Source organism: Hyphomicrobium sp., from assembly GCF_035687085.1.
Classification (GTDB): domain Bacteria; phylum Pseudomonadota; class Alphaproteobacteria; order Rhizobiales; family Hyphomicrobiaceae; genus Hyphomicrobium_B.
This window is the reverse complement of sequence record NZ_DASRYS010000010.1, coordinates 1-18,932: the sequence shown is the minus strand read 5'-3', so window position 1 is coordinate 18,932 and position 18,932 is coordinate 1. Positions and strand designations below refer to the sequence as shown.

Sequence of the window (18,932 nt, the reverse complement as noted above, 5' to 3'; positions counted from 1 at the left end):
ACGCTTGGAAACAGGAAAAGATGAATACCAAAGCAGCGGAAAACTTCGCCGATATCAAGGACATGACCTTCGAACGCGCCTTGAAGGAGCTTGAGGCCATCGTCGGCAAGCTCGAGCGCGGCGACGTCGACCTGGAAGAAAGCATCACCATTTACGAGCGCGGCGAAGCGCTTCGCGACCACTGCGATCGCCTGTTGAAGGCGGCGGAGGCCAAGGTGGAGAAGCTCACGCTGGGCGCCGACGGCAGCCCGACCGGCACCACGCCGTTGGACAAGGACGGCGGTACGCCATTTTGAACGGCCACGGCGCCGAACTTGCGCCTTGAAGGTGCGCACGCTCAAACTCGGCGGCACTTACATCTCTGCGGCACGCAAGCGCATTGCGCCACGAACGAATCTCCACAGTTGGGAGGATCGGCGATAGGCGTTATGAATGCCTTGTACTTTCGGGGATGATTGTTTACCGCCCGGCTTCCACAACGCCACATGTGGCCATTGAATTAAGGTTTTAACTGTGAGCCAGACCCCGCTACTCGATCGTATCAAGACCCCGCACGATCTGCGCCAACTGCGGGAAGATCAGCTGCCGCAGCTCGCAGCGGAGCTTCGCCACGAAACGATTAATGCCGTCTCCGAGACGGGCGGCCATCTGGGAGCGGGCCTTGGCGTCGTCGAGCTGACGGTAGCGCTGCATTGGGTCTTCAACACGCCGGACGATCGGCTGATCTGGGATGTCGGCCATCAGGCCTATCCGCACAAGATCATCACCGGACGCCGCGATCGCATTCGCACGCTGCGTCAGCCGGGCGGCCTTTCCGGCTTCACCAAGCGCGACGAGAGCCCCTACGATCCTTTCGGCGCGGCGCATTCCTCGACCTCGATTTCAGCAGCGCTCGGCATGGCCGTTGCGCGCGACCTGAGCCAGAAGAACAACAACGTCATTGCCGTCATCGGCGACGGCGCGATGAGCGCGGGCATGGCCTACGAGGCCATGAACAATGCCGGTGCGCGCGACGAGCGCTTGATCGTCGTCCTCAACGACAACGACATGTCGATTGCACCGCCGACGGGCGCGCTCTCGGCCTACCTCGCGCGCGTCACCTCCAGCGGCACCTACGTGCACCTGCGTGACTACGCCAAGCAGCTGGCGAAGCTTCTGCCGAAGGCCTGGGAGCGCCGTGCGGCGCGCGTCGAAGAATATACGCGCCACCTCTGGCAGGGTGGAGCGTGGTTCGAGGAACTGGGCTTCTATTACGTCGGCCCGCTCGACGGCCACGACTTCAATCACCTGCTCCCCGTCCTGAAGAACGTGCGTGACCTGACGCAAGGCCCGATCCTGCTTCACGTTCTGACGAAGAAGGGCAAGGGCTACGCTCCGGCAGAAGCCGCGGAAGACAAGTATCACGGCGTCAACAAGTTCAACGTGGTGACCGGCGCGCAGGTGAAGCCCAAGCCCAACGCGCCGAGTTACACGAAGGTCTTCGCCGACAGCCTGATCGCGGAAGCGCGGAAGGACAAACGTATCGTCGCCATCACCGCGGCGATGCCGTCCGGCACCGGCCTCGATCACTTCGGCAAGGAATTCCCGGATCGCACCTTCGATGTCGGCATCGCTGAGCAGCACGCAGTCACGTTCGCGGCCGGTCTCGCGACCGAAGGCTACAAGCCCTATTGCGCAATCTACTCGACCTTCCTGCAGCGCGCTTACGATCAGGTCGTGCACGACGTTGCGATTCAGAACCTTCCCGTGCGCTTTGCGATTGATCGCGCCGGGCTTGTCGGCGCCGACGGCGCAACGCACGCCGGAACCTTCGACATCACCTATCTCGCTTGCCTTCCGAACTTCGTCGTGATGGCCGCGGCTGACGAGGCCGAACTCGTCCACATGGTCGCCACGCAAGCGCAGATCGATGATCGGCCGAGCGCGCTGCGCTATCCGCGCGGCGAAGGCGTCGGCGTTGAAATGCCCGCAGAAGGCGTGCCGCTCGAAATCGGTAAGGGCCGCATCGTGCGCCAGGGCTCCAAGATTGCGCTTCTGTCGCTTGGAACGCGCCTCTCCGAATGCCTGAAGGCTGCCGATCAACTCGCCGCCGCCGGGCTGTCGACGACGGTCGCCGACGCGCGTTTCGCCAAGCCGCTCGATCTCGCCATGATTCGCGAACTGGCTGCCAATCACGAAGTCCTGGTCACCGTCGAAGAAGGATCGATCGGCGGCTTCGGCAGCCACGTACTGCAGTTCCTGGCCGACGAAGGACTTCTCGATCGCGGTCTACGCGTGCGCTCGAAGGTTCTTCCGGACGAGTTCATCGATCACGGCAAGCCGGAAGCGATGTACGAAGCCGCCGGGCTTAACGCATCCGGCATTGTCGAGACGGTGTTCTCGGCTCTGGGCCGCGCCGATGCCGTGGGGGAGCGCGCCTGAAGCATTCATAAGAGCAACGTGACGTGGGGAGGGTGAAATGCATGCGATCGCGAGCCTAGCCGGGCGAGTTCTCCTTTCGGCAATATTCATCAGCTCGGGCATCAACAAGATCTCCGGATACGCCGGCGCCCAGTCCTATATGGAATCGCACGGGCTGCCCGGCGCGCTTCTCCCGCTCGTGATCGCATTTGAGATCGGCGCGGGTCTCGCCGTTCTCTTAGGGGTCTTCTCACGCTGGGCCGGACTTCTTCTCGCCGGCTTCTGTCTTGCGAGCGCGTTGGTCTTTCACTTGAACTTCGCCGATCAGATGCAGGCGATCAACTTCATGAAGAACCTTGCGATGGCCGGTGGCTTCCTGCTGCTCTTCGCGAACGGTTCCGGACGCTACGCACTGCGGCCCGATTGAAAGCGATGAGATTGGCAATAGGCCATGCGTTTGGATCAGATGCTTGTTTCGCGCGGTTTGGCGCCATCACGCGCCCGCGCGCAGGATCTGATCAAGCGCGGCTTCGTGCGCGTTGGCGGCAGCATCTGCGATAAGCCTGCGCAGGATGTGAAAGAGCATCTGGCCATCGAGGTTTCCTCTGAAGCGCCGGCCTTCGTTTCGCGCGGTGCGGAAAAGCTCGTGGCCGCGCTCGAGCGCTTCGGCTTCGATCCGGCGGGCAGAGTCTGCCTCGACGTCGGCGCCTCGACCGGCGGCTTCACGGAAGTCCTGCTGCAAAGAGGCGCCAGCCGTATCTATGCGGTCGATGTCGGCACCGCGCAGCTGCATCCGCGCCTCAAGGACGATCCCCGCGTCGTCTCGCTGGAAAACTGCGACGCCCGCGCTCTGTCGCGTGACGAAGTGCCGGATGCCGTGACGGCCATTACCGTCGATGTTAGCTTCATCTCGGTCACGAAGCTTTTGGGCCCGGCGCTGCAACTCGCGGGTCCCGGCGCGTGGATGGTGGTCCTCGTGAAGCCGCAGTTCGAAGCCGGACGGGGCAACGTCGGCAGCGGCGGCATTGTGCGCGATGAAGCGGCGCGCCAGGGCGCGTTGGAAAACGTCCGCAACTGGATCGATCAACAACCTGACTGGAGCGTCGTTGGCGACATGCCTTCGCCCATTCTCGGCGGCTCCGGCAATGCTGAATTTCTACTTGGAGCACGGCGTAATGACTGACGCGCGCGAACTCTTGATCCGCCGCATCGGCGCGCAAGGTGATGGGGTGGCCGACCTTGAGGGCCAATCCATCTTTGTGCCGTTCACGCTTCCCGGAGAGCGCATCGAAGCGGAAATCTCGGGCGACCGCGCGCGACTGCAGCGCGTGCTTGCGCCGAGCGCCGAGCGCGCGGCTCCTGTCTGCGTGCATTTCGGCAAATGCGGCGGCTGCACCGCCCAGCACATGGCGCCGGACACGTATGCCGAATGGAAGCGCAACCTCGTCGCCGACGCGTTTCGTGCGCGTGGCCTCGATCCCAAGGTCGAATCCCTTCAGCGAACCGCAGGCAAGCGCCGCCGCGCCGTGACGAAAGCCGTCCGCACGCCCGAAGGTGTCGCCCTCGGTTTCTACGAAGCTTCGTCCCACGACCTCGTCGCGATCACGGAGTGCCCGGTTCTCGAACCGAGCATCGTCGCAGCGCTTCCCGCTATCGGCAACTTGATTGCGCCACTTCTCTCGAAGCGCGGAGAGGCGCGCGTCGCTATCACGCTGACGAAAGCCGGGCTCGATGTCGAGATTTCGGGAACCGAGCGTCAGCTGACGCCGGAGGTTAGAACAACGCTCGCGACCAAAGCCAGTGACATGAAGCTCGCGCGCTTCAGCGTCGGCGGCGAAACAGTCGTGGCGACGTTGCCTGCGTTCCTCACCTTCGGTACCGCGGACGTGGTGTTGCCGCCCGGCGTGTTCGTGCAGGCGGTCGAAGAGGCGGAAGCCGATATCGCACGCCGCGTCGTCTCAGCTGTCGGCAAAGCGAAAGCCGTAGCGGACCTCTTCTGCGGCCTCGGCGCCTTTACGTTTCCGCTGGCAGAGCGTTCCCGCGTCTCGGCATTCGACGGCGACAAGGCCGCCATCGCCGCGCTGTCAGCGGCTGTGAAGAAGACATCCGGCCTGAAGCCGATCACCGCGACGCTGCGTGATCTCTTCCGCGATCCGCTGTCGCCGCTGGAATTGAACGAGCACGATGCCGTAGTCTTCGACCCACCGCGCGCCGGAGCCGAGGCGCAATCGCAGAGACTGGCGCGTTCGAAAGTGAAGACAATCGTTGCGGTATCGTGCAATCCGGCGACGCTCGCACGCGACACGCGCCACCTCGTCGATGGCGGGTACAGGATCGAAAGCGTCACTCCGATCGACCAGTTCCTCTATTCCGCCCACGTCGAGGTCGTCGCCGTCTTTCGCCGCTAACGGTCGCGAAGAATCCGCTCGACGAACGCGGGCACGATTTCCGTTGCCCGCCCATAGTGCGCTTCAGCGAACAGGCTCGCGCCCTCGGATGGCTCGAGATTGAGTTCCACCGTATGCGCACCGTTCGCCGCTGCCTCGGCAACGAATCCCGCCGCCGGATAAACGTTTCCGCTCGTGCCGATCGAAACGAACAAATCGGCCTCGGCAAGCAGACCACTGATGCGCCCCATCTCGTAGGGCATCTCGCCGAACCAAACGACGTCGGGGCGCATGCCGCCGGGCAAACCGCAATAGGGACAGGCCGTGTCGGCGCGCAGATCGTCTCGCCAGACCATGCGATGAGAACAGAAGGCGCAAAGCGCTTTCATCAATTCGCCGTGCATGTGGATCAGCGACTTCGAGCCCGCCGCTTCATGCAGCGCATCGATGTTCTGCGTGACGATCGTGACCCCGCCGTGCTCGGCCTCGAGCCGGGCAAGCGCGATATGCGCCGCGTTGGGTTTGATGTCGCGATGCGCGTGTCGCCGCGAATTATAGAAATCGTGCACGAGCACCGGATCGCGCTGGAAGCCTTCCGGCGTCGCCACGTCGCGCAGATCGTACTTCGACCAGATGCCGTCGGGATCGCGAAAGGTCGCGACTCCGCTTTCCGCCGAAAGCCCGGCGCCGGTCAGAATAACGATCTTGTCAAAACGCGCGATTGTCTCGTCTCCGGACTTCAGGCGCCGATTCTAAACGCCTGTCTGCCCCCGGTGCCGCAGGAAGTGATCGGCAAGTACGATCGCCATCATGGCCTCGCCGACAGGAACGGCGCGGATGCCGACGCACGGATCGTGGCGGCCCTTGGTGATGATCTCGCGCTCGTGCCCCTTCTGGTCGATCGTCCGCCGCGGCGTCAGGATCGAGGAGGTGGGCTTCACCGCAAAACGGCAAACGATGGGCTGACCCGTCGAAATGCCGCCGAGAACGCCGCCCGCGTTATTCGACAGGAAATCCGGCGCGCCGTCGTTGCCGATGCGGATCTCATCTGCGTTCTGCTCGCCGGTGAGCTCCGCAGCCGCCATGCCCGCGCCGATCTCGACGCCTTTGACGGCGTTGATCGACATCATTGCGCTCGCAAGATCCTGGTCGAGCTTGCCGTAAAGCGGCGCGCCCCAGCCAGCCGGCACGCCTTCGGCCACGACCTCGATAATGGCGCCGACGGACGAGCCGGACTTGCGGATCTTGTCGAGATAATCGGCCCAATGCTCAGCCGCCGTCGCGTCCGGCGAGAAGAACGGATTGTTGCCGACCTCATCCCAGTTCCAGTTCTGCCGGTTGATCTTGATCTGGCCGATCTGAACAAGCGCACCGCGAATGCGGACGTTCGGAATGATCTTCCGGGCGATCGCACCGGCCGCAACGCGCGAGGCCGTCTCGCGTGCCGAGGAACGCCCGCCGCCGCGATAGTCGCGAATGCCGTACTTGGCTTCATACGTGAAGTCGGCGTGGCCGGGGCGGTAGCTCTCTTTGATGTCACCGTAATCCTTCGACCGCTGATCGGTATTTTCGATCTGCAGCGCGATCGGCGTCCCCGTCGTCACCTGCTGGCCCGAAGCGTCCGGAAACACGCCGGACAGAATTTTGACGGCGTCCGCTTCCTGGCGCTGCGTCGTGAACCGCGACTGGCCGGGCTTGCGCTTGTCGAGGTAGGTCTGGATCTCGGCGGCATCGAGCGCGATGCCGGGTGGGCAGCCGTCGACGACGGCGCCGATGGCAGGGCCGTGGCTTTCGCCCCAGGTCGTTACGCGAAATAGATGGCCGAAGGTGTTGTGAGACATTGCCTGGATATCGGAGTGGTTGCCCGAAGAGCAAATTCAGTGGCTCTGCAACGATTGTTGCCGGGCTGCGTCACCGCTCTTCTTAGGAGCCGGAGACCTGGGCGGCAAGACCGCATCTCCCGCAAAGCCGCGTGACAACGCCTGGCGACGCAGATTAACTCTTGGCCAGTAACGCGTTCGCCTGCACGTCCTTCAGCTGATGATGGGACAAGGCGAGACCCACGAATCCGTATTCGATCGACAACTCGGCCGAGCCCGCGTTCGCTGCCCGACCGCAGCTCGCGGCGCATCGAAAGATCGCAGATGGCGGCAATGCGGATCAACCGTTCCAACCGAACGGCGGGTCTCCAGCCGCGTCGCATCGTTCAGCCCGAAGTCGCTGCCGGCTCATAAAAGACCGTTCCGCCCGGATTGAGCCTCCGGGTTCGAAGGGTCTTTCATCATGCACTCCGAATGGAGTGCGAAAGAGCCGGAGAGCCGCATCTCCGGCTCTTTTTCGTTTCGCTTCGCCGTGGCAATTCCCATCGGCCGTCTTCGCCACTCTCGCATTCCGCAAAGGCCCATCCATTTGCTCCGTCATCCCGGCGTAGGCCGGGATCCATCCAAGCCGGAAATTCGTAATGGACGGATGTCTGGGCGGATCCCCGCCTTCGCGGGAATGACGATGGTTGCTAGATCCACTGCATCTTGCCGTTGGCAAGCTTCAGAATCCTGTCCTGGGGAACTTCAAGGAACGGCACGATGGCCCGGTCGATGCCGAGAAGGGCGCCCCGGGCAACGCGGCTGACGCCGCCATGACTGACGGCAAGGGTGTCTCGGGTCAGGGTGCCGAGCCACGCCGAAACCCGATCCTCAAGATCGCGATAGCTCTCGCCGCCGTGCGGCCTCCAGCCGAAAGGATCAGCGGATTTACCGGCAACCCCTTCAGGATCCTTCGCGGGAAGCTCTGCTGCGAGCTCGCCCTCCCAGTGCCCGTAGCTCAACTCTTGGATTTCGGGAGCGGTGCGAAAATCGTCTGGAGCGAGCCCGAGCGCCGTGCGGGCAAGCCGCATCGTATCCATCGCGCGCAGGAGGGGGCTTGATACGAAGTCGAACTCTGCGATCGAGGGCACGATGTCTTTCAACACCCGGCCATGCCGGCGCGCCTGCGCAATCCCCGTTTCATTCAACGGGATATCGCGCTGGCCCTGATAGCGGGCCTCCCGATTCCAATCGGTTTCGCCGTGGCGAATGAGATAGAGGGTGATTCCCGGCTTCAACGAGACAGTGGCTGGCGCGGTCGCGCTCAAGCCTCGCTCTTGACGACGGAGATGTCCGGAGCGTCCTCGTTCTTCATGCCCTGGATGTGGTAGCCGCTGTCGACGTGGTGGATTTCACCACTGACGCCGCGCGACAGATCCGAAAGCAGGTAGAGCCCGGCGTTGCCGACATCCTCGATGGTCACGTTCCGGCGCAGCGCCGAATTGTATTCGTTCCACTTGAGAATGTAGCGGAAGTCCGCGATGCCGGAAGCCGCCAGCGTCTTGATCGGACCTGCGGAAATGGCGTTGACGCGGATGCCGGTGCGGCCGAGGTCGGCCGCCAGATAGCGCACGCTCGCCTCGAGGGCCGCCTTGGCGACGCCCATGACGTTGTAGTGCGGCATGACCTTCTCGGCGCCGTAATAGGTGAGCGTCACCAGCGAGCCGCCGTTGGGCATCAGCTTTTCGGCGCGCTGGGCGAGCGCGGTGAACGAGAAGCAAGAGATCAAGAGGCTTTGCGTAAAGTTCTTTTCCGTCGTGTCGACGTAGCGCCCGTCGAGCTCGTTCTTGTCGGAAAAGGCGATGGCGTGGACCAGGAAGTCCAGGCTGCCCCAGGTCTTGGAGATGTGCTCGAACAGTGCGTCCATGGACGCCGCATCCGTCACATCGCAGGGAAGGACATGCTTCGTGCCGAGTTCGGCAGCGAGCGGCTCCACCCGCTTCTTGAGAGCATCACCCTGATAAGTAAGGGCAATTTCCGCGCCCTGCGCTGCGCAGGCCTTTGCAATGCCCCAGGCAATCGAGCGATTGTTCGCGACGCCCATGATGAGCCCTCGCTTGCCCGCCATGATTGTACCTGGAAAAACGGCCGTGTTCGCTTGAGGCCCCGCCATGGGCGCTAATTCCTTAATTATTCCAATTTGGGATTGGTAAGTTCGGCCGCATCCTACACAAATGCCCCTCCCGGTCCAGATGCCCGGTTGAGGCGAATGCGCGGCCATTGGCCCGAGGCAGCAATCCAGCCCCGGGGTGCCGCCTCTAAGCCACCCGACCGTCCCCGGGACGGTCCGGCAGACTTAGTGGGCGACCATCTCGACGGTTTTTCCCGTGATCTTGGGCCGTTCCGAGCCCGCGATCAGCCCGTCATCGATCGTCACGATGCGATCGGCATATTGAAGCGTGCGGTGATCGTGGGTCACGGCGAGCACCGCCCGCCGGGTGTCCTGAGCAACCTGAGCGAGCAATTCCATGACCGCCATGCCATTCTTAGCGTCCAGCGCCGCCGTCGGCTCGTCGGCCAGGATGACCGAGGGTGACCCAGCCAAGGCGCGCGCGATCGAGACGCGCTGCTTCTCGCCGCCCGACATCTTCGAGGGCATGGCCTTGATGCGATGGCTAAGGCCAACGGCCTCCAACGCCGCGGCGGCCTGGTCGTAGGCACCGCGGCCGCTGATATTGCGAAGGTCGAGCGCCAGCATGACATTCTCGACCGCCGATAGCGTCGGCACGAGATTATACGACTGGAACACGAACCCGACGTGCGTGCGCCGCAGGTTGGCGAGCTGCTCCTTGCTCATATTCTGCGTCTCGTGACCGGCGATCGTGAGCTTGCCCTGGGTCGGCGACAGGATGCAGCCGAGGATCGACAAGAGCGTCGTCTTGCCCGAGCCCGAGGGCCCCATCATCAGCGTCAGCTCGCCGGTTTGAAGCTCGAGGTCGATGCCCTTGAGAACCTTGATCTCGTTCGGCGCCGTGCCGAGCATCTTCACGATGCCCTGGGCTTCGACGATCACGTGGCTTTTGCTCGGCTCAGTCATGTTTAGTCTCCTGGAAATTCGGTTAGCGGCTGAACACGACGGCCGGGTCGATACGAACGACCTTGATGATGGCGCTGGTCGCAGCAAAAATGCACATGCCGATCGTGATCGCAAAAAGCTGCACGGCGAGCGGCATCGTCATGATGATCGTCAGTTTCGTATCCTGGGCAGCTTGGATGGCGACGAGGGCAAGGCTCATCCCGAGGGCGTAGCCGATAAGGCCTGATAAAATGGCCTGAATAAGAATGACTTTGACGATGTAGCCCGCTCCGGCTCCGAGCGCGCGCAAGGTGGCAAACTCGTTGATGTGATCTTTTGTGCTCGAATAGAGAGTCTGGGCAACGATGACAATACCGACGATCAGGCCGAGCAATTTACCTGCATCGAGTGCCGCACCCGCGCCCGTCTGTTTGAGCCAGTAATCCTGGCTGCGCGTGCGGAATTCGGCCTGCGTCAAAACCTCTGTGTCGGGAAGCCGCGTCTCAATTTCGCGGCGAACGGTCTCGATATCGGCGCCGGGCAAAAGCGTCACACGCTGGTAGCTCGCCTGATTTTGATTGGCGCCGCCCAGGCGCCGCGCCTCTTCGAGCGACGTAAAGACGAATGGCAGCGTGGTGAAGGAACGCACGCGCTTGGTGATGGCGACGAGCTTCACCGTGGAGCCGTTGATCTCGGCGATGTCATTCAATCCGCTGACGCCCAGGTCGTTGAAATAGCTGCGGTCGATCGCGACCGTATTCGGTGCCTCGAGCGCCCCACGGCTGCCGTCGGTGATGTTCAAGGGCAGTGCCTTCGGGCTGTCACCCGCCGTGCCGATCAGCAGCACCGTCGTCTCGCCGCCAAGCGGCTTCCGCCAGCGGGCGAAGGAGACGAGCATATCTTCCGAGTTTGCAACGCCGGGCGCCGACAGCGCCATGTAGCGCTCGCGGCCCGACAGGAACGAGGGATCGTCATAGCTCTTCGTGCCGAGCGGAACGACCCACAGATCCGCAGGCGCCGCATCGATGATGGCCGCGATCTTGTTGGCCGATCCGAGATAGATGCCGGACTGCACGGCGACGAGTACGACCGAGAACATGATGCCGACGACGGTGACGAAGAAGCTCAAGCGGTCGTGGAAGAGATTGCGATAGGCGAGCTTCGCCACCATCGGCATTGTGCGTTTGCCCGCCCCAGGCTGCGGCGTGCGCGCAATTCCTTTGCTTGCGAGTGCGGGCGCAGTAGCTGCAAGTTCCATGACCTTTTCCCCTCCGTGAGGCAATGGCCGCGATTTCGACGTTAGCGTCTAGCTTCGATGTTTCCCAGGCCTGCCATGCGGCTAGGCCCGGATGATCAGTGTTAGGCTTTATTCGCAGGGCACATCGACGAGGCCGGCGATGGCGGGTGAGTAGCGGCGGCAGACGTGCTTGGCTTCAACCGCAGCCGGCTCCTTGTCCGACTTCGCCGAAGACTGAGTTTTTTCGGTCGTTGCCGGAGCCGGCGTGATCGAGCCCGTCGTCACATCCTTGCTGACCGGTGTTTTGCTTGATGTGTCAGGCGTCTTTTCGATCACAGTCGTCGTGGCGGGATCGGAAGACGGCTTGTCGTCGAGCTTGGCCGTCTGAACAGCGGGAGCCGGGCGGGCCTTCGCCGGGGCGTTGGCGACTTCCGTCTTCGGCGCGCGCTTGGCCTTTGCGATTTTGCGAGCAGGCGCATCGTCGTGATAATCGCGACGCACGCTGCGCGGCCGGTAGCTGGGGCGATAGTCGTCAGCGCTGTAGCTCTCGTGCGAACGCGCGACGAACGATCCGAGCGGAAAACCGAAGCCCAAGCGAACGCCGGCATTGGCAACGTTGGTCATCGTGGTGCATCCCAGCACAGCGGCGGCAAGGGCGAAAGCGATCTTGGTCATGTCATCCTCCAGCGGCGTCTTTGTTTCTATCTGTTCGCCGGTCCTCACCGGCTATGTGAGGAGAATGCCTTGAGCACTTCTTCTCCGCTGTTCCGGTCGGAACAGTGCGAACGAGGTCAGGAGTTTTTCGGATTTTGCAAGCTGTACCAGGAGCTTAACGAGCGGCGGTGCACGCTTCGGAGCGCGCGCCGCTTGAGGCTTTCCTAAAGCGATCTAGGCGGCGAGCGGCAGCATCATGCTCTCTGCTGGATAAGATACCGGCGTTGCCGTAGCGGCATCGAGCGCCAATAAAAACCGCTGCGCATTAAACCCGTAACGGATGTTCAGCGGGCGCCTCGCCGCTTCCCGCACGGCGAAAGCAATGATCCGATAGCCGCGCTCCAGAAACAAAGACTTGAGACGCCGATTTGCAAACACGGCAACGAGCGAGCGGAAACGCAAGGCGATAGCTAGACGGTCGGTCTCCGCACCGTCAAACGCACGCCAGAGACGGTCTTCAATGTCTCGGATCTCGTCCTCGTTGAGACCCCGCAGGAGCGCCAGTCCCTGGCCGTTCCTGCGCAGCATGTCCATCAGGACGTGAAGAGCGTGTGCGTCGATGGCCGGAACATCGGCGAGGTTGATTTCTGTACGCATGGCACTTGTCTCCTGAACGCAGATCAAAGGCCGATGCTGCCGAAGGCCGACCAGGGCGACCCCGCAAGCACGATGATGTCGCGTGCCTTGAGCTCACCAAGCTCGAAATGAACTTCCTTGCCTTCGAGCTCTTCGAAGCGATTGCGGATGTCGGAGCCTTCAAAGCGATAGGCCCGGCCGTCTTCCGCGCGGATCACGCCAATGCCCAGATCGGAGCGGAATTTTTTGATTTCGCCATACATTTGTTCTCTCCTTGAGCAGCTTTGGGAGCCGTCGTTTCCATGGCGACATCATGCAAAAGACAGTGATTCTCCGCTGTTCCTGACGGGACACGACGTTGGCGGATAATAATTTTGTGGGTTTGGTTTGCGTCGTCGCGAGCTTATGAAGAGCGCGCAACAGAAGCCAAAAAAGCCGTCGGGGAGGCGCGCTGAAATGAGACTGCAGTCTCACTCCGCGCAATCCTCCCCGCGTCAGCGACCGGCAACGGCTTCGCTAAGGAGGAAGCAAGCCGCCGCTGGTCATCTCACTCGCTTCAAAGAGCGCCGGCATACATCACGCGCCGGCGCTTTTCTGGAGCAGCATTTGGCTTCTTCCTCACTTGAAAAAAGCGTCCGCCCTCATGCCAGGCAGCAGCGGAGGATTACCGTCGAGATCGACGGTGACTTCGAGAACTTCGATGTCCGTCGGGCGGCGTGCGCCGCGCAGTGCAAATTGCGGCGATGTCAGCGACGGGGCGAGCGCCGCAACCGTGCCTTCGAATTCCTTGCCCGGATACGCGTTGCTCTTCACAGTCACCTTGCCGCCGACCTTGATCTTCGAGACGTCCGTCTCATCCACCTCGGCCTTGAGACGTACGACCGACATATCGCCGAGCACGGCGAGTGCCTGATCGGGAGACGGCGACACCATCTCACCGGCCTTGGCCGGAAGTTGCAGCACCGTGCCGGCAACCGGCGCCCGAATGCGCGTTTTCTCAAGCAATGCCTCGGCAACGGACACGTCCGAACGCGCCGCCTGCAAGGCCGATTCAAGCCGGTTCGGCGCAGGAATATCGGACTTTGCTTGCGCTGAAGCGTAGGTTGCCCGTTCCTTCTGCAGCTTGGTTTTTGCATTCGCCAGATAGTTGCGCGCATCCTTCACGCGATCGGCACTCCCCGTCCCCTGACGCTGCGCCTGCAACTCATATTCCAATCCGAAGCGCGCATTGGTGAGCGCCCGTTCGGCGGAGAACACATTGTCTTCCGCGGTGCGAAGTTCATCGCGTGCCTTGTCGAGGGGCTGAGCATCGCGCTCGCGCTTGCGAGATGCGGCCTCCGTCTCGGCGGCCTGAAGGCGAGCACGCGCCTCTTCATCGTCGAGCCGGATCAGCAACTCGCCTTCCTCGACATGATCGTTGAGCTTGACGTTCACTTCGGCAATGCGTCCGAGCAACTGAGCGCCAACGCGCACCAGCCCACTCTTGGGTTCGATCCGGCCGGGTGCGGCAGCGACCCAATCAATCGCGGGTGCTGTTGCTTCCTTGATCGTGTCGTCGCCGCCGCTTTTGCTTTCGAGCAAATCGCTGCGCGAAATGGCGATTGCGCCGAATGCGCCAGCACCGACCGCGACGAAAAGAAAGAAGAGCTTTGCAAAGAAGCCGCTTCGCCGCGGTTTGTAGGTATCGTTCGTGCTCATGTCTGTTTCCTCCCTAAAATTCAGCGCCAGCGAGCTCAGGAAGGCGCCGGCATCATGGAGCGACGTTATCGAGCCTAATCCACCTTCGCTGTATCGGTTGGAACAGGCTGGAAATTCGGTGAAGACGATCGGATGCATACGGATGAGTTTTTGTATCCGGTAATTGCCAATTGCGGTCGTAAAAAAAAGCTCCGGAGATTTCCGGAGCTTCGATCGGGTCAATCAATTCGGAAGTTCAGTAAAAGGCCATGCCCGTTATTGGCACGACTGGCGAAGCGTCCAGCCCACGATTTTGCAGCTCTCCGTACCGTTGGCATTGGTCACGCACTTGCGGTTGGGCAGGCGCTGATAGTCGCAATAGTAATTTCCGGAATGACCGGAATAACCATGCATCGGCTTTGCGAAACGGTAGTCCTGGACGAAGTATTCCTTCGCGGCTCCACCGGCATGTGCCGAGGTGGTGAAAAGGGCACCGCTGGCAAGCGCCGCAGCAACTGCGCCAACCGTGATTGTCGAGCTGAGCTTCATCATTGCAAATTCCTCCCTGGGGTAAGCCTTGAGGCTCGGTCTATCTGATGGAGGCAATCTACGCGTGAGCCGACCATAGCGGCTGTTCCAAGCGGAACAAAGCATTAGGCTTTGAGGCCTGCCGGTGCTGGCAAAGGCGGCGCCGAGTGTATAATTCGTCTCCAGCGTCCACACACGTCTGATAGAGCGAGGCAAAATTTGCGGAAACTTTGGAATGCCGCCACGAGCATGTACTCAGTTTGGAAGGCGCCGCCGAGCATGGCGCCCGTGGCTGACGTGAGCGGCACCGCTTACGACTTCGAATTCATCAGCATTGATGGCGCGCCGATGAGGCTCGCGGATTGGCGCGGCCGCGCATTGCTGATCGTGAACTCGGCTTCGCTCTGCGGCTTCACGAAACAGTACGCCGGACTGCAGGAGCTCTATCTGCGCTATGAGACATCCGGCCTCGTGGTGATCGCCGTTCCATCGAACGACTTCGGCGAGCAGGAGCCTTCCCCGGATGGTGAAATTCAGTCGTTTTGTCAGGGCGTTTTCGGCGTAACCTTTCCGCTGACCTCGAAGCATTCGGTCGTCGGTCCGGACGCACATCCCTTCTACAAATGGGCGGCCGAAGCTATGGGACCCACCGGAGTACCGGCCTGGAACTTCCACAAATATCTCATAGGACGCGACGGCCGGTTGCTGCGATCGTTCCCCCCGAAGGTAACGCCGACAGCGCCCGAAATAATCACTTGGATCGAAAAGGCTTTGGAGAAATCTTCCGGCCCACAGCACTAAAATCCATCTTCGAGCGTTTCTGTTCAGGTTCGGTTCAAGAGGGGCAGCAGATCGTGAGTGGGAAAGATTATCAAAGAGGGCGGACGATGAATGCCAGCCGCCGCATGCTTCTGAAGTCGGGCGGAGCTTTAGGGCTGGCTGGGTTCCTGGCCGCTCATCCACTCAAGGCTCTCGCCGCGACCGGTATTCCGCAGAACGAGTTCAAGGCGCCCCAGCCGTTCTCATTCGACATCTTGGATGAGGAGGCGCGGCGCATTGCTCACAATTCGTATGAGCCACCCATCAACCCGTCGCCGAATGTGCTGGCGGCAATCGACTATGACCAGGCGCAGCGCGTTCGTTACCGGGCCGACCGAACCGTCCATGTCGGCGATGCCGACCATTATCCGCTGCAGTTTTTCCACCTGAACAAATACGCGCACGATCCGGTCCGCATCAGCCTTGTCGAAGGCGGCCAGGCACGCGAACTCATCTACAACCATGATCTGTTTGAGATCCCGGCCGGTCATCCTGCCGAAGATCTGCGCACCGGCGCCGGGTTCGCGGGCTTCCGCATTATGGCGGAAGATCTCAAAACCGATTGGTTCGCAGCTATCGGCGCCTCATATTTCCGGAGTTCAGCCCCCTACAACCAGTACGGTCTCTCCGCGCGCGGCCTCGCCATCAACACGGCGACGTCGAAGCCCGAGGAATTTCCGCGCTTCAAGCATTATTGGCTTGAAGCCTCGCCGGAGTCAGACGGCGGCGTGATCATCTACGCGTTGCTCGACGGGCCAAGCGTTGCCGGCGCCTACCGCATGCAGACGAAGCGGGTGCAGCAGACCAACGGTACCTTCCGCATCGAGATGGAGATCGAGGCCCGGCTGCACATTCGCGCCGACATCGACCACATCGGCATCGCGCCATTCTCGAGCATGTTCTGGTACGGGGAAGATACGCGCCAGGAGCCGCGGGACTGGCGGCCGGAAATTCACGACAGCGACGGCCTTGCCATTCTGACCGGCAATGGTGAGCGCATCTGGCGGCCGATCATCAATCCTCCGCACGTCATGACGAACGCGTTTTCGGATCGCGATCCCAAGGGCTTCGGACTGCTGCAAAGAGATCGCAACTTCGACCACTACATGGACGATGGCGTCTTTTACGAAAAGCGGCCTTCCGTTTGGGTGGAGCCGTTGGATGCCTGGGGCGAGGGCGCCGTGCACCTCATCGAGCTGCCGACCGACACCGAGACGTGGGACAACATCGTCGCCTTCTGGGTGCCGAAGGAGAAGGCCACCGCCGGTCAGCGGCGCGTCTTCCGCTACCGCCTCTCGTGGCTCGACGATATTCCGTTCCCGGAAAAACTCGCGCAAACGGTGGGAACGTGGTCCGGCATCGGCGGCCCTCCGGGACTGGACTTCAATTCGAGGCCCGTAGGCACGCGGAAGTTCGTCATCGACTTCGCGGGAGAGGTCTTCGAGGGCTTGGACCGCAGCAGCGGCGTCGAACTCGTCGTCAACACGTCGCGCGGGTCGATCTCGGATATTGCCAGCTATCCGGTGGTCGGCCAGCGCCATCGCTGGCGCGCGATGTTCGATCTGAAGCAGGCGGGCGCCGGGCCGATTGATCTGCGCGCCTATCTGCGAAGAGGCGATGCCGCGCTGTCCGAGACGTGGCTCTACCAGTACTTCCCCGCATCGGCCTGAGACGAAACGGCTTGGAACGAAAAACGCGCCGCGCTTCCCGCGCGACGCGTCGTATCGATCATAAAGCGGAGCCCGCAAAGGCTCCGCTAGGGTCGTCGCGTGCGGCCGGCCCCCCGTTGGGGGAGCCCCACGCCACCATCTATTTTTTACTTCGCCGGGCCCGTCTCGATGGGTAGCCCGTTCTCCTGGCCCCACTCGGCCCAGCTGCCGTCGTAGACAGCAGCGTTCGTCTGCCCGACGACAGCAAGCGCCAGCGCCAGCATCGAGGCCGTAACACCCGAGCCGCACGTCGTCACCACGGGCTTCGTGATGTCGATGCCGACGGCCTTGAACAGCTTCTCGATTTCCTCCGGCGACTTATACGTGCCGTCCGGGTTGAGCAGTTCCTGCGAAGGAATGTTCTTGGAGCCCGGAATGTGGCCCTGCCGCAAGCCCGGCCGGGGTTCCGGCTCGGTTCCTTCAAAGCGACCCGCGGGCCGCGCATCGACGATCTGCACGCCGTTCTTTTTGAGCAGCGCCTTCATGTCATCGAGATCACGAATGATTTCGGTATTTTGCAGAGGCGAATAGTGTCGCTCCGAACGCTTCGGCGGCAATCCGTCTTCAACCGGCCGGCCCTCGGCTTTCCACTTACGCAGACCGCCGTTCAAGACGGCAACGTCGCGATGCCCCATGGCCCGGAAGGTCCACCAGACGCGCGCGGCTGAGAAAATGCCTGTCGAGTCATAGACAACGATACGGGCGCCGTCGCCAATGCCCATCTTCTTCATCCGCGAGGCGAATTTCACCGTCGAGGGCAGCATGTGTGGCAGCGATGATTTCTCGTCGCTCAGGTCGTCAATGTCGAAAAACAGGGCGCCCGGGATATGCTCTGCCAAATACTCTTTTTTGGCGTCGCGGTTGGCGGTCGGTAGGTGCCAACTGCCATCGAGAATGATCAAATCGGGCGAGGAAAGGTGATCAGCGAGCCAATCGGTCTCGACGATCCAATTCTTGGCTGTAACAGGCAAGGAAAATCCCACGGGTTAGCTGGTCATCTGTGTCGGGCGGTTCAAAGCACATAGGCAAATCTGAACGGGCCCGCAAGTTGAAGCGGCGAATTAGACCAGCCGGCCTGCCCGGCCGTTCATTTTGCGGCATCTCGGCATAGGGGGAAGCCGCGTTTACGCGTTGTTTTCGAGCGCACTTTTCAGTATGAGACGCCCTTCGCGACCGGCCGGCGGGTTGAAAGCCCGGCAGCCGGAAGCCCGTGCGGGCGTGGCGGAACTGGTAGACGCACTGGATTTAGGTTCCAGCGGCGCAAGCCGTGGGGGTTCAAATCCCTCCGCCCGCACCACGTCTTCCTTTGAAGCGCGGAAAAACGCCGCTTCGTCCGCATCCTCAACCCAAGGTTTTCCCGCGTGCCGTCTCATTGCCGAGCCCGTCGCCAGGGCCGATATCGCCAAGCCGCTTCGCGATCGCGGAATTTGTCGCCGATTTACGTCTTGCGTCAGGCCCATTCTAAGGCCAACAACCTCGCATGCTGACGCAAACGCCGCGAAAATGGCTCGTAGCTGGGGGAGGGATTTCGGGCCTTGCGGCAGCGCAATCCCTGCAGGCAAGCGGCCGCGATTATCTCTTGCTCGAGCGCTGCCCGGCGGTCGGCGGGCTCACCCGCACGACTGAGGTCGATGCCTTCTGCTTCGACTACACCGGCCACTTTCTCCATCTGCGCCGCTACGCATCGCCGTCCCAGATCCCATTCGCCCACCTGAGCGATGACGACTGGGCAACCGTCGAGCGCAAGTCCTACTTCTACGCCGGCGGCCGTCTCGTAAACGCGCCGATTCAGTATCACTTAGGCGAACTGCCGGATGACCTGCGCCGGGAGTGCGAAGCCTCCTACAACGCCCGTCCGGCGGCGGACGGTGACGTCACAGGTTTTCGCGAGTTCATCGTCGCGGGCTTCGGCAACGCCGTCGCCGACCGCTTCCTCATTCCGCAAAACGAAAAGACCATGGCGACGCCGCTCAGCCGGCTGTCGATCGGCGCGGTGAAACGCTTTTT

The 18,932-nt window shown here is 61.9% G+C and carries 20 protein-coding genes and 1 tRNA gene; 9 read left to right on the top strand and 12 right to left on the bottom strand.

The window, feature by feature from the left end; all coding sequences use genetic code 11:
- Nucleotides 1-20: 20 nt before the first annotated feature.
- The 5 genes from VFG26_RS07285 to VFG26_RS07265 all read left to right on the top strand — a co-directional run bounded on the left by VFG26_RS07285 (nt 21) and on the right by VFG26_RS07265 (nt 4,808).
- The gene (locus VFG26_RS07285; RefSeq protein WP_325023761.1) at nt 21-296 is read left to right on the top strand and encodes an exodeoxyribonuclease VII small subunit; all 276 of its coding nucleotides are present in this window, start codon (nt 21-23) and stop codon (nt 294-296) included.
- Nucleotides 297-513: 217 nt separating this feature from the next.
- Nucleotides 514-2,421: a 1-deoxy-D-xylulose-5-phosphate synthase gene (dxs, locus tag VFG26_RS07280; protein ID WP_325023759.1), complete on the top strand. Its 1,908-nt coding sequence runs from the start codon at nt 514-516 to the stop codon at nt 2,419-2,421.
- 37 nt (nt 2,422-2,458) lie between these two features.
- Complete coding sequence (locus VFG26_RS07275) at nt 2,459-2,827, top strand: DoxX family protein (protein WP_325023757.1); 369 nt, start codon at nt 2,459-2,461, stop codon at nt 2,825-2,827.
- Between the two features lie 24 nt (nt 2,828-2,851).
- The gene (locus VFG26_RS07270; RefSeq protein WP_325023755.1) at nt 2,852-3,583 is read left to right on the top strand and encodes a TlyA family RNA methyltransferase; all 732 of its coding nucleotides are present in this window, start codon (nt 2,852-2,854) and stop codon (nt 3,581-3,583) included.
- The gene (locus VFG26_RS07265; RefSeq protein WP_325023754.1) at nt 3,576-4,808 is read left to right on the top strand and encodes a class I SAM-dependent RNA methyltransferase; all 1,233 of its coding nucleotides are present in this window, start codon (nt 3,576-3,578) and stop codon (nt 4,806-4,808) included. Before VFG26_RS07270 ends, VFG26_RS07265 begins: the two co-directional genes overlap by 8 nt.
- On the opposite strand, the gene VFG26_RS07260 is transcribed toward VFG26_RS07265, so the two are convergent.
- The 11 genes from VFG26_RS07260 to VFG26_RS07210 all read right to left on the bottom strand — a co-directional run bounded on the left by VFG26_RS07260 (nt 4,805) and on the right by VFG26_RS07210 (nt 14,421).
- Nucleotides 4,805-5,509, bottom strand: a complete 705-nt coding sequence (locus VFG26_RS07260; protein ID WP_325024273.1) for an NAD-dependent deacylase — start codon at nt 5,507-5,509, stop codon at nt 4,805-4,807. The two genes, VFG26_RS07265 and VFG26_RS07260, sit on opposite strands and share 4 nt — an antisense overlap.
- Nucleotides 5,510-5,539: 30 nt before the next feature.
- Nucleotides 5,540-6,628: a chorismate synthase gene (gene aroC / locus VFG26_RS07255; protein WP_325023752.1), complete on the bottom strand. Its 1,089-nt coding sequence runs from the start codon at nt 6,626-6,628 to the stop codon at nt 5,540-5,542.
- A 671-nt stretch (nt 6,629-7,299) separates the two neighbouring features.
- Nucleotides 7,300-7,917 (bottom strand): histidine phosphatase family protein, encoded by a 618-nt coding sequence (locus VFG26_RS07250; protein WP_325023750.1) that lies wholly within the window; start codon nt 7,915-7,917, stop codon nt 7,300-7,302.
- Nucleotides 7,914-8,762, bottom strand: coding sequence for an enoyl-ACP reductase FabI (fabI, locus tag VFG26_RS07245; RefSeq protein ID WP_325023748.1), 849 nt, complete (start codon nt 8,760-8,762; stop codon nt 7,914-7,916). Before fabI ends, VFG26_RS07250 begins: the two co-directional genes overlap by 4 nt.
- 183 nt (nt 8,763-8,945) lie before the next feature.
- Nucleotides 8,946-9,686, bottom strand: coding sequence for an ABC transporter ATP-binding protein (locus VFG26_RS07240; RefSeq protein WP_325023746.1), 741 nt, complete (start codon nt 9,684-9,686; stop codon nt 8,946-8,948).
- Nucleotides 9,687-9,708: 22 nt separating this feature from the next.
- Nucleotides 9,709-10,923, bottom strand: a complete 1,215-nt coding sequence (locus VFG26_RS07235) for an ABC transporter permease (protein WP_325023744.1) — start codon at nt 10,921-10,923, stop codon at nt 9,709-9,711.
- 108 nt (nt 10,924-11,031) lie between these two features.
- Nucleotides 11,032-11,577: a hypothetical protein gene (locus tag VFG26_RS07230; RefSeq protein WP_325023742.1), complete on the bottom strand. Its 546-nt coding sequence runs from the start codon at nt 11,575-11,577 to the stop codon at nt 11,032-11,034.
- 213 nt (nt 11,578-11,790) lie between these two features.
- Complete coding sequence (locus tag VFG26_RS07225; protein ID WP_325023739.1) at nt 11,791-12,213, bottom strand: hypothetical protein; 423 nt, start codon at nt 12,211-12,213, stop codon at nt 11,791-11,793.
- A gap of 23 nt (nt 12,214-12,236) precedes the next feature.
- Nucleotides 12,237-12,455: a hypothetical protein gene (locus VFG26_RS07220; protein ID WP_325023738.1), complete on the bottom strand. Its 219-nt coding sequence runs from the start codon at nt 12,453-12,455 to the stop codon at nt 12,237-12,239.
- Between the two features lie 355 nt (nt 12,456-12,810).
- Nucleotides 12,811-13,890, bottom strand: a complete 1,080-nt coding sequence (locus tag VFG26_RS07215; protein ID WP_325023736.1) for an HlyD family secretion protein — start codon at nt 13,888-13,890, stop codon at nt 12,811-12,813.
- A gap of 255 nt (nt 13,891-14,145) precedes the next feature.
- On the bottom strand, nt 14,146-14,421 hold the full coding sequence (locus tag VFG26_RS07210; protein ID WP_325023734.1) for a hypothetical protein: 276 nt from the start codon (nt 14,419-14,421) through the stop codon (nt 14,146-14,148).
- Nucleotides 14,422-14,646: 225 nt separating this feature from the next.
- Between VFG26_RS07210 and VFG26_RS07205 the strand changes: the two genes are divergently transcribed.
- Nucleotides 14,647-15,198 (top strand): glutathione peroxidase, encoded by a 552-nt coding sequence (locus VFG26_RS07205; RefSeq protein WP_325023732.1) that lies wholly within the window; start codon nt 14,647-14,649, stop codon nt 15,196-15,198.
- A gap of 86 nt (nt 15,199-15,284) precedes the next feature.
- Nucleotides 15,285-16,886: a glucan biosynthesis protein gene (locus VFG26_RS07200; protein WP_325023730.1), complete on the top strand. Its 1,602-nt coding sequence runs from the start codon at nt 15,285-15,287 to the stop codon at nt 16,884-16,886.
- 146 nt (nt 16,887-17,032) lie between these two features.
- Here VFG26_RS07200 and sseA read toward each other — a convergent pair whose 3' ends face one another.
- Nucleotides 17,033-17,896, bottom strand: a complete 864-nt coding sequence (gene sseA, locus VFG26_RS07195) for a 3-mercaptopyruvate sulfurtransferase (protein WP_325023728.1) — start codon at nt 17,894-17,896, stop codon at nt 17,033-17,035.
- 241 nt (nt 17,897-18,137) lie between these two features.
- Here sseA and VFG26_RS07190 point away from each other — a divergent pair.
- Together VFG26_RS07190 and VFG26_RS07185 are read left to right on the top strand one after the other, a co-directional pair.
- Nucleotides 18,138-18,222: transfer RNA gene (locus tag VFG26_RS07190), tRNA-Leu, on the top strand.
- Between the two features lie 183 nt (nt 18,223-18,405).
- Nucleotides 18,406-18,932 (top strand): NAD(P)-binding protein (locus VFG26_RS07185; RefSeq protein WP_325023726.1); only part of this gene is annotated, 527 nt, incomplete at its 3' end.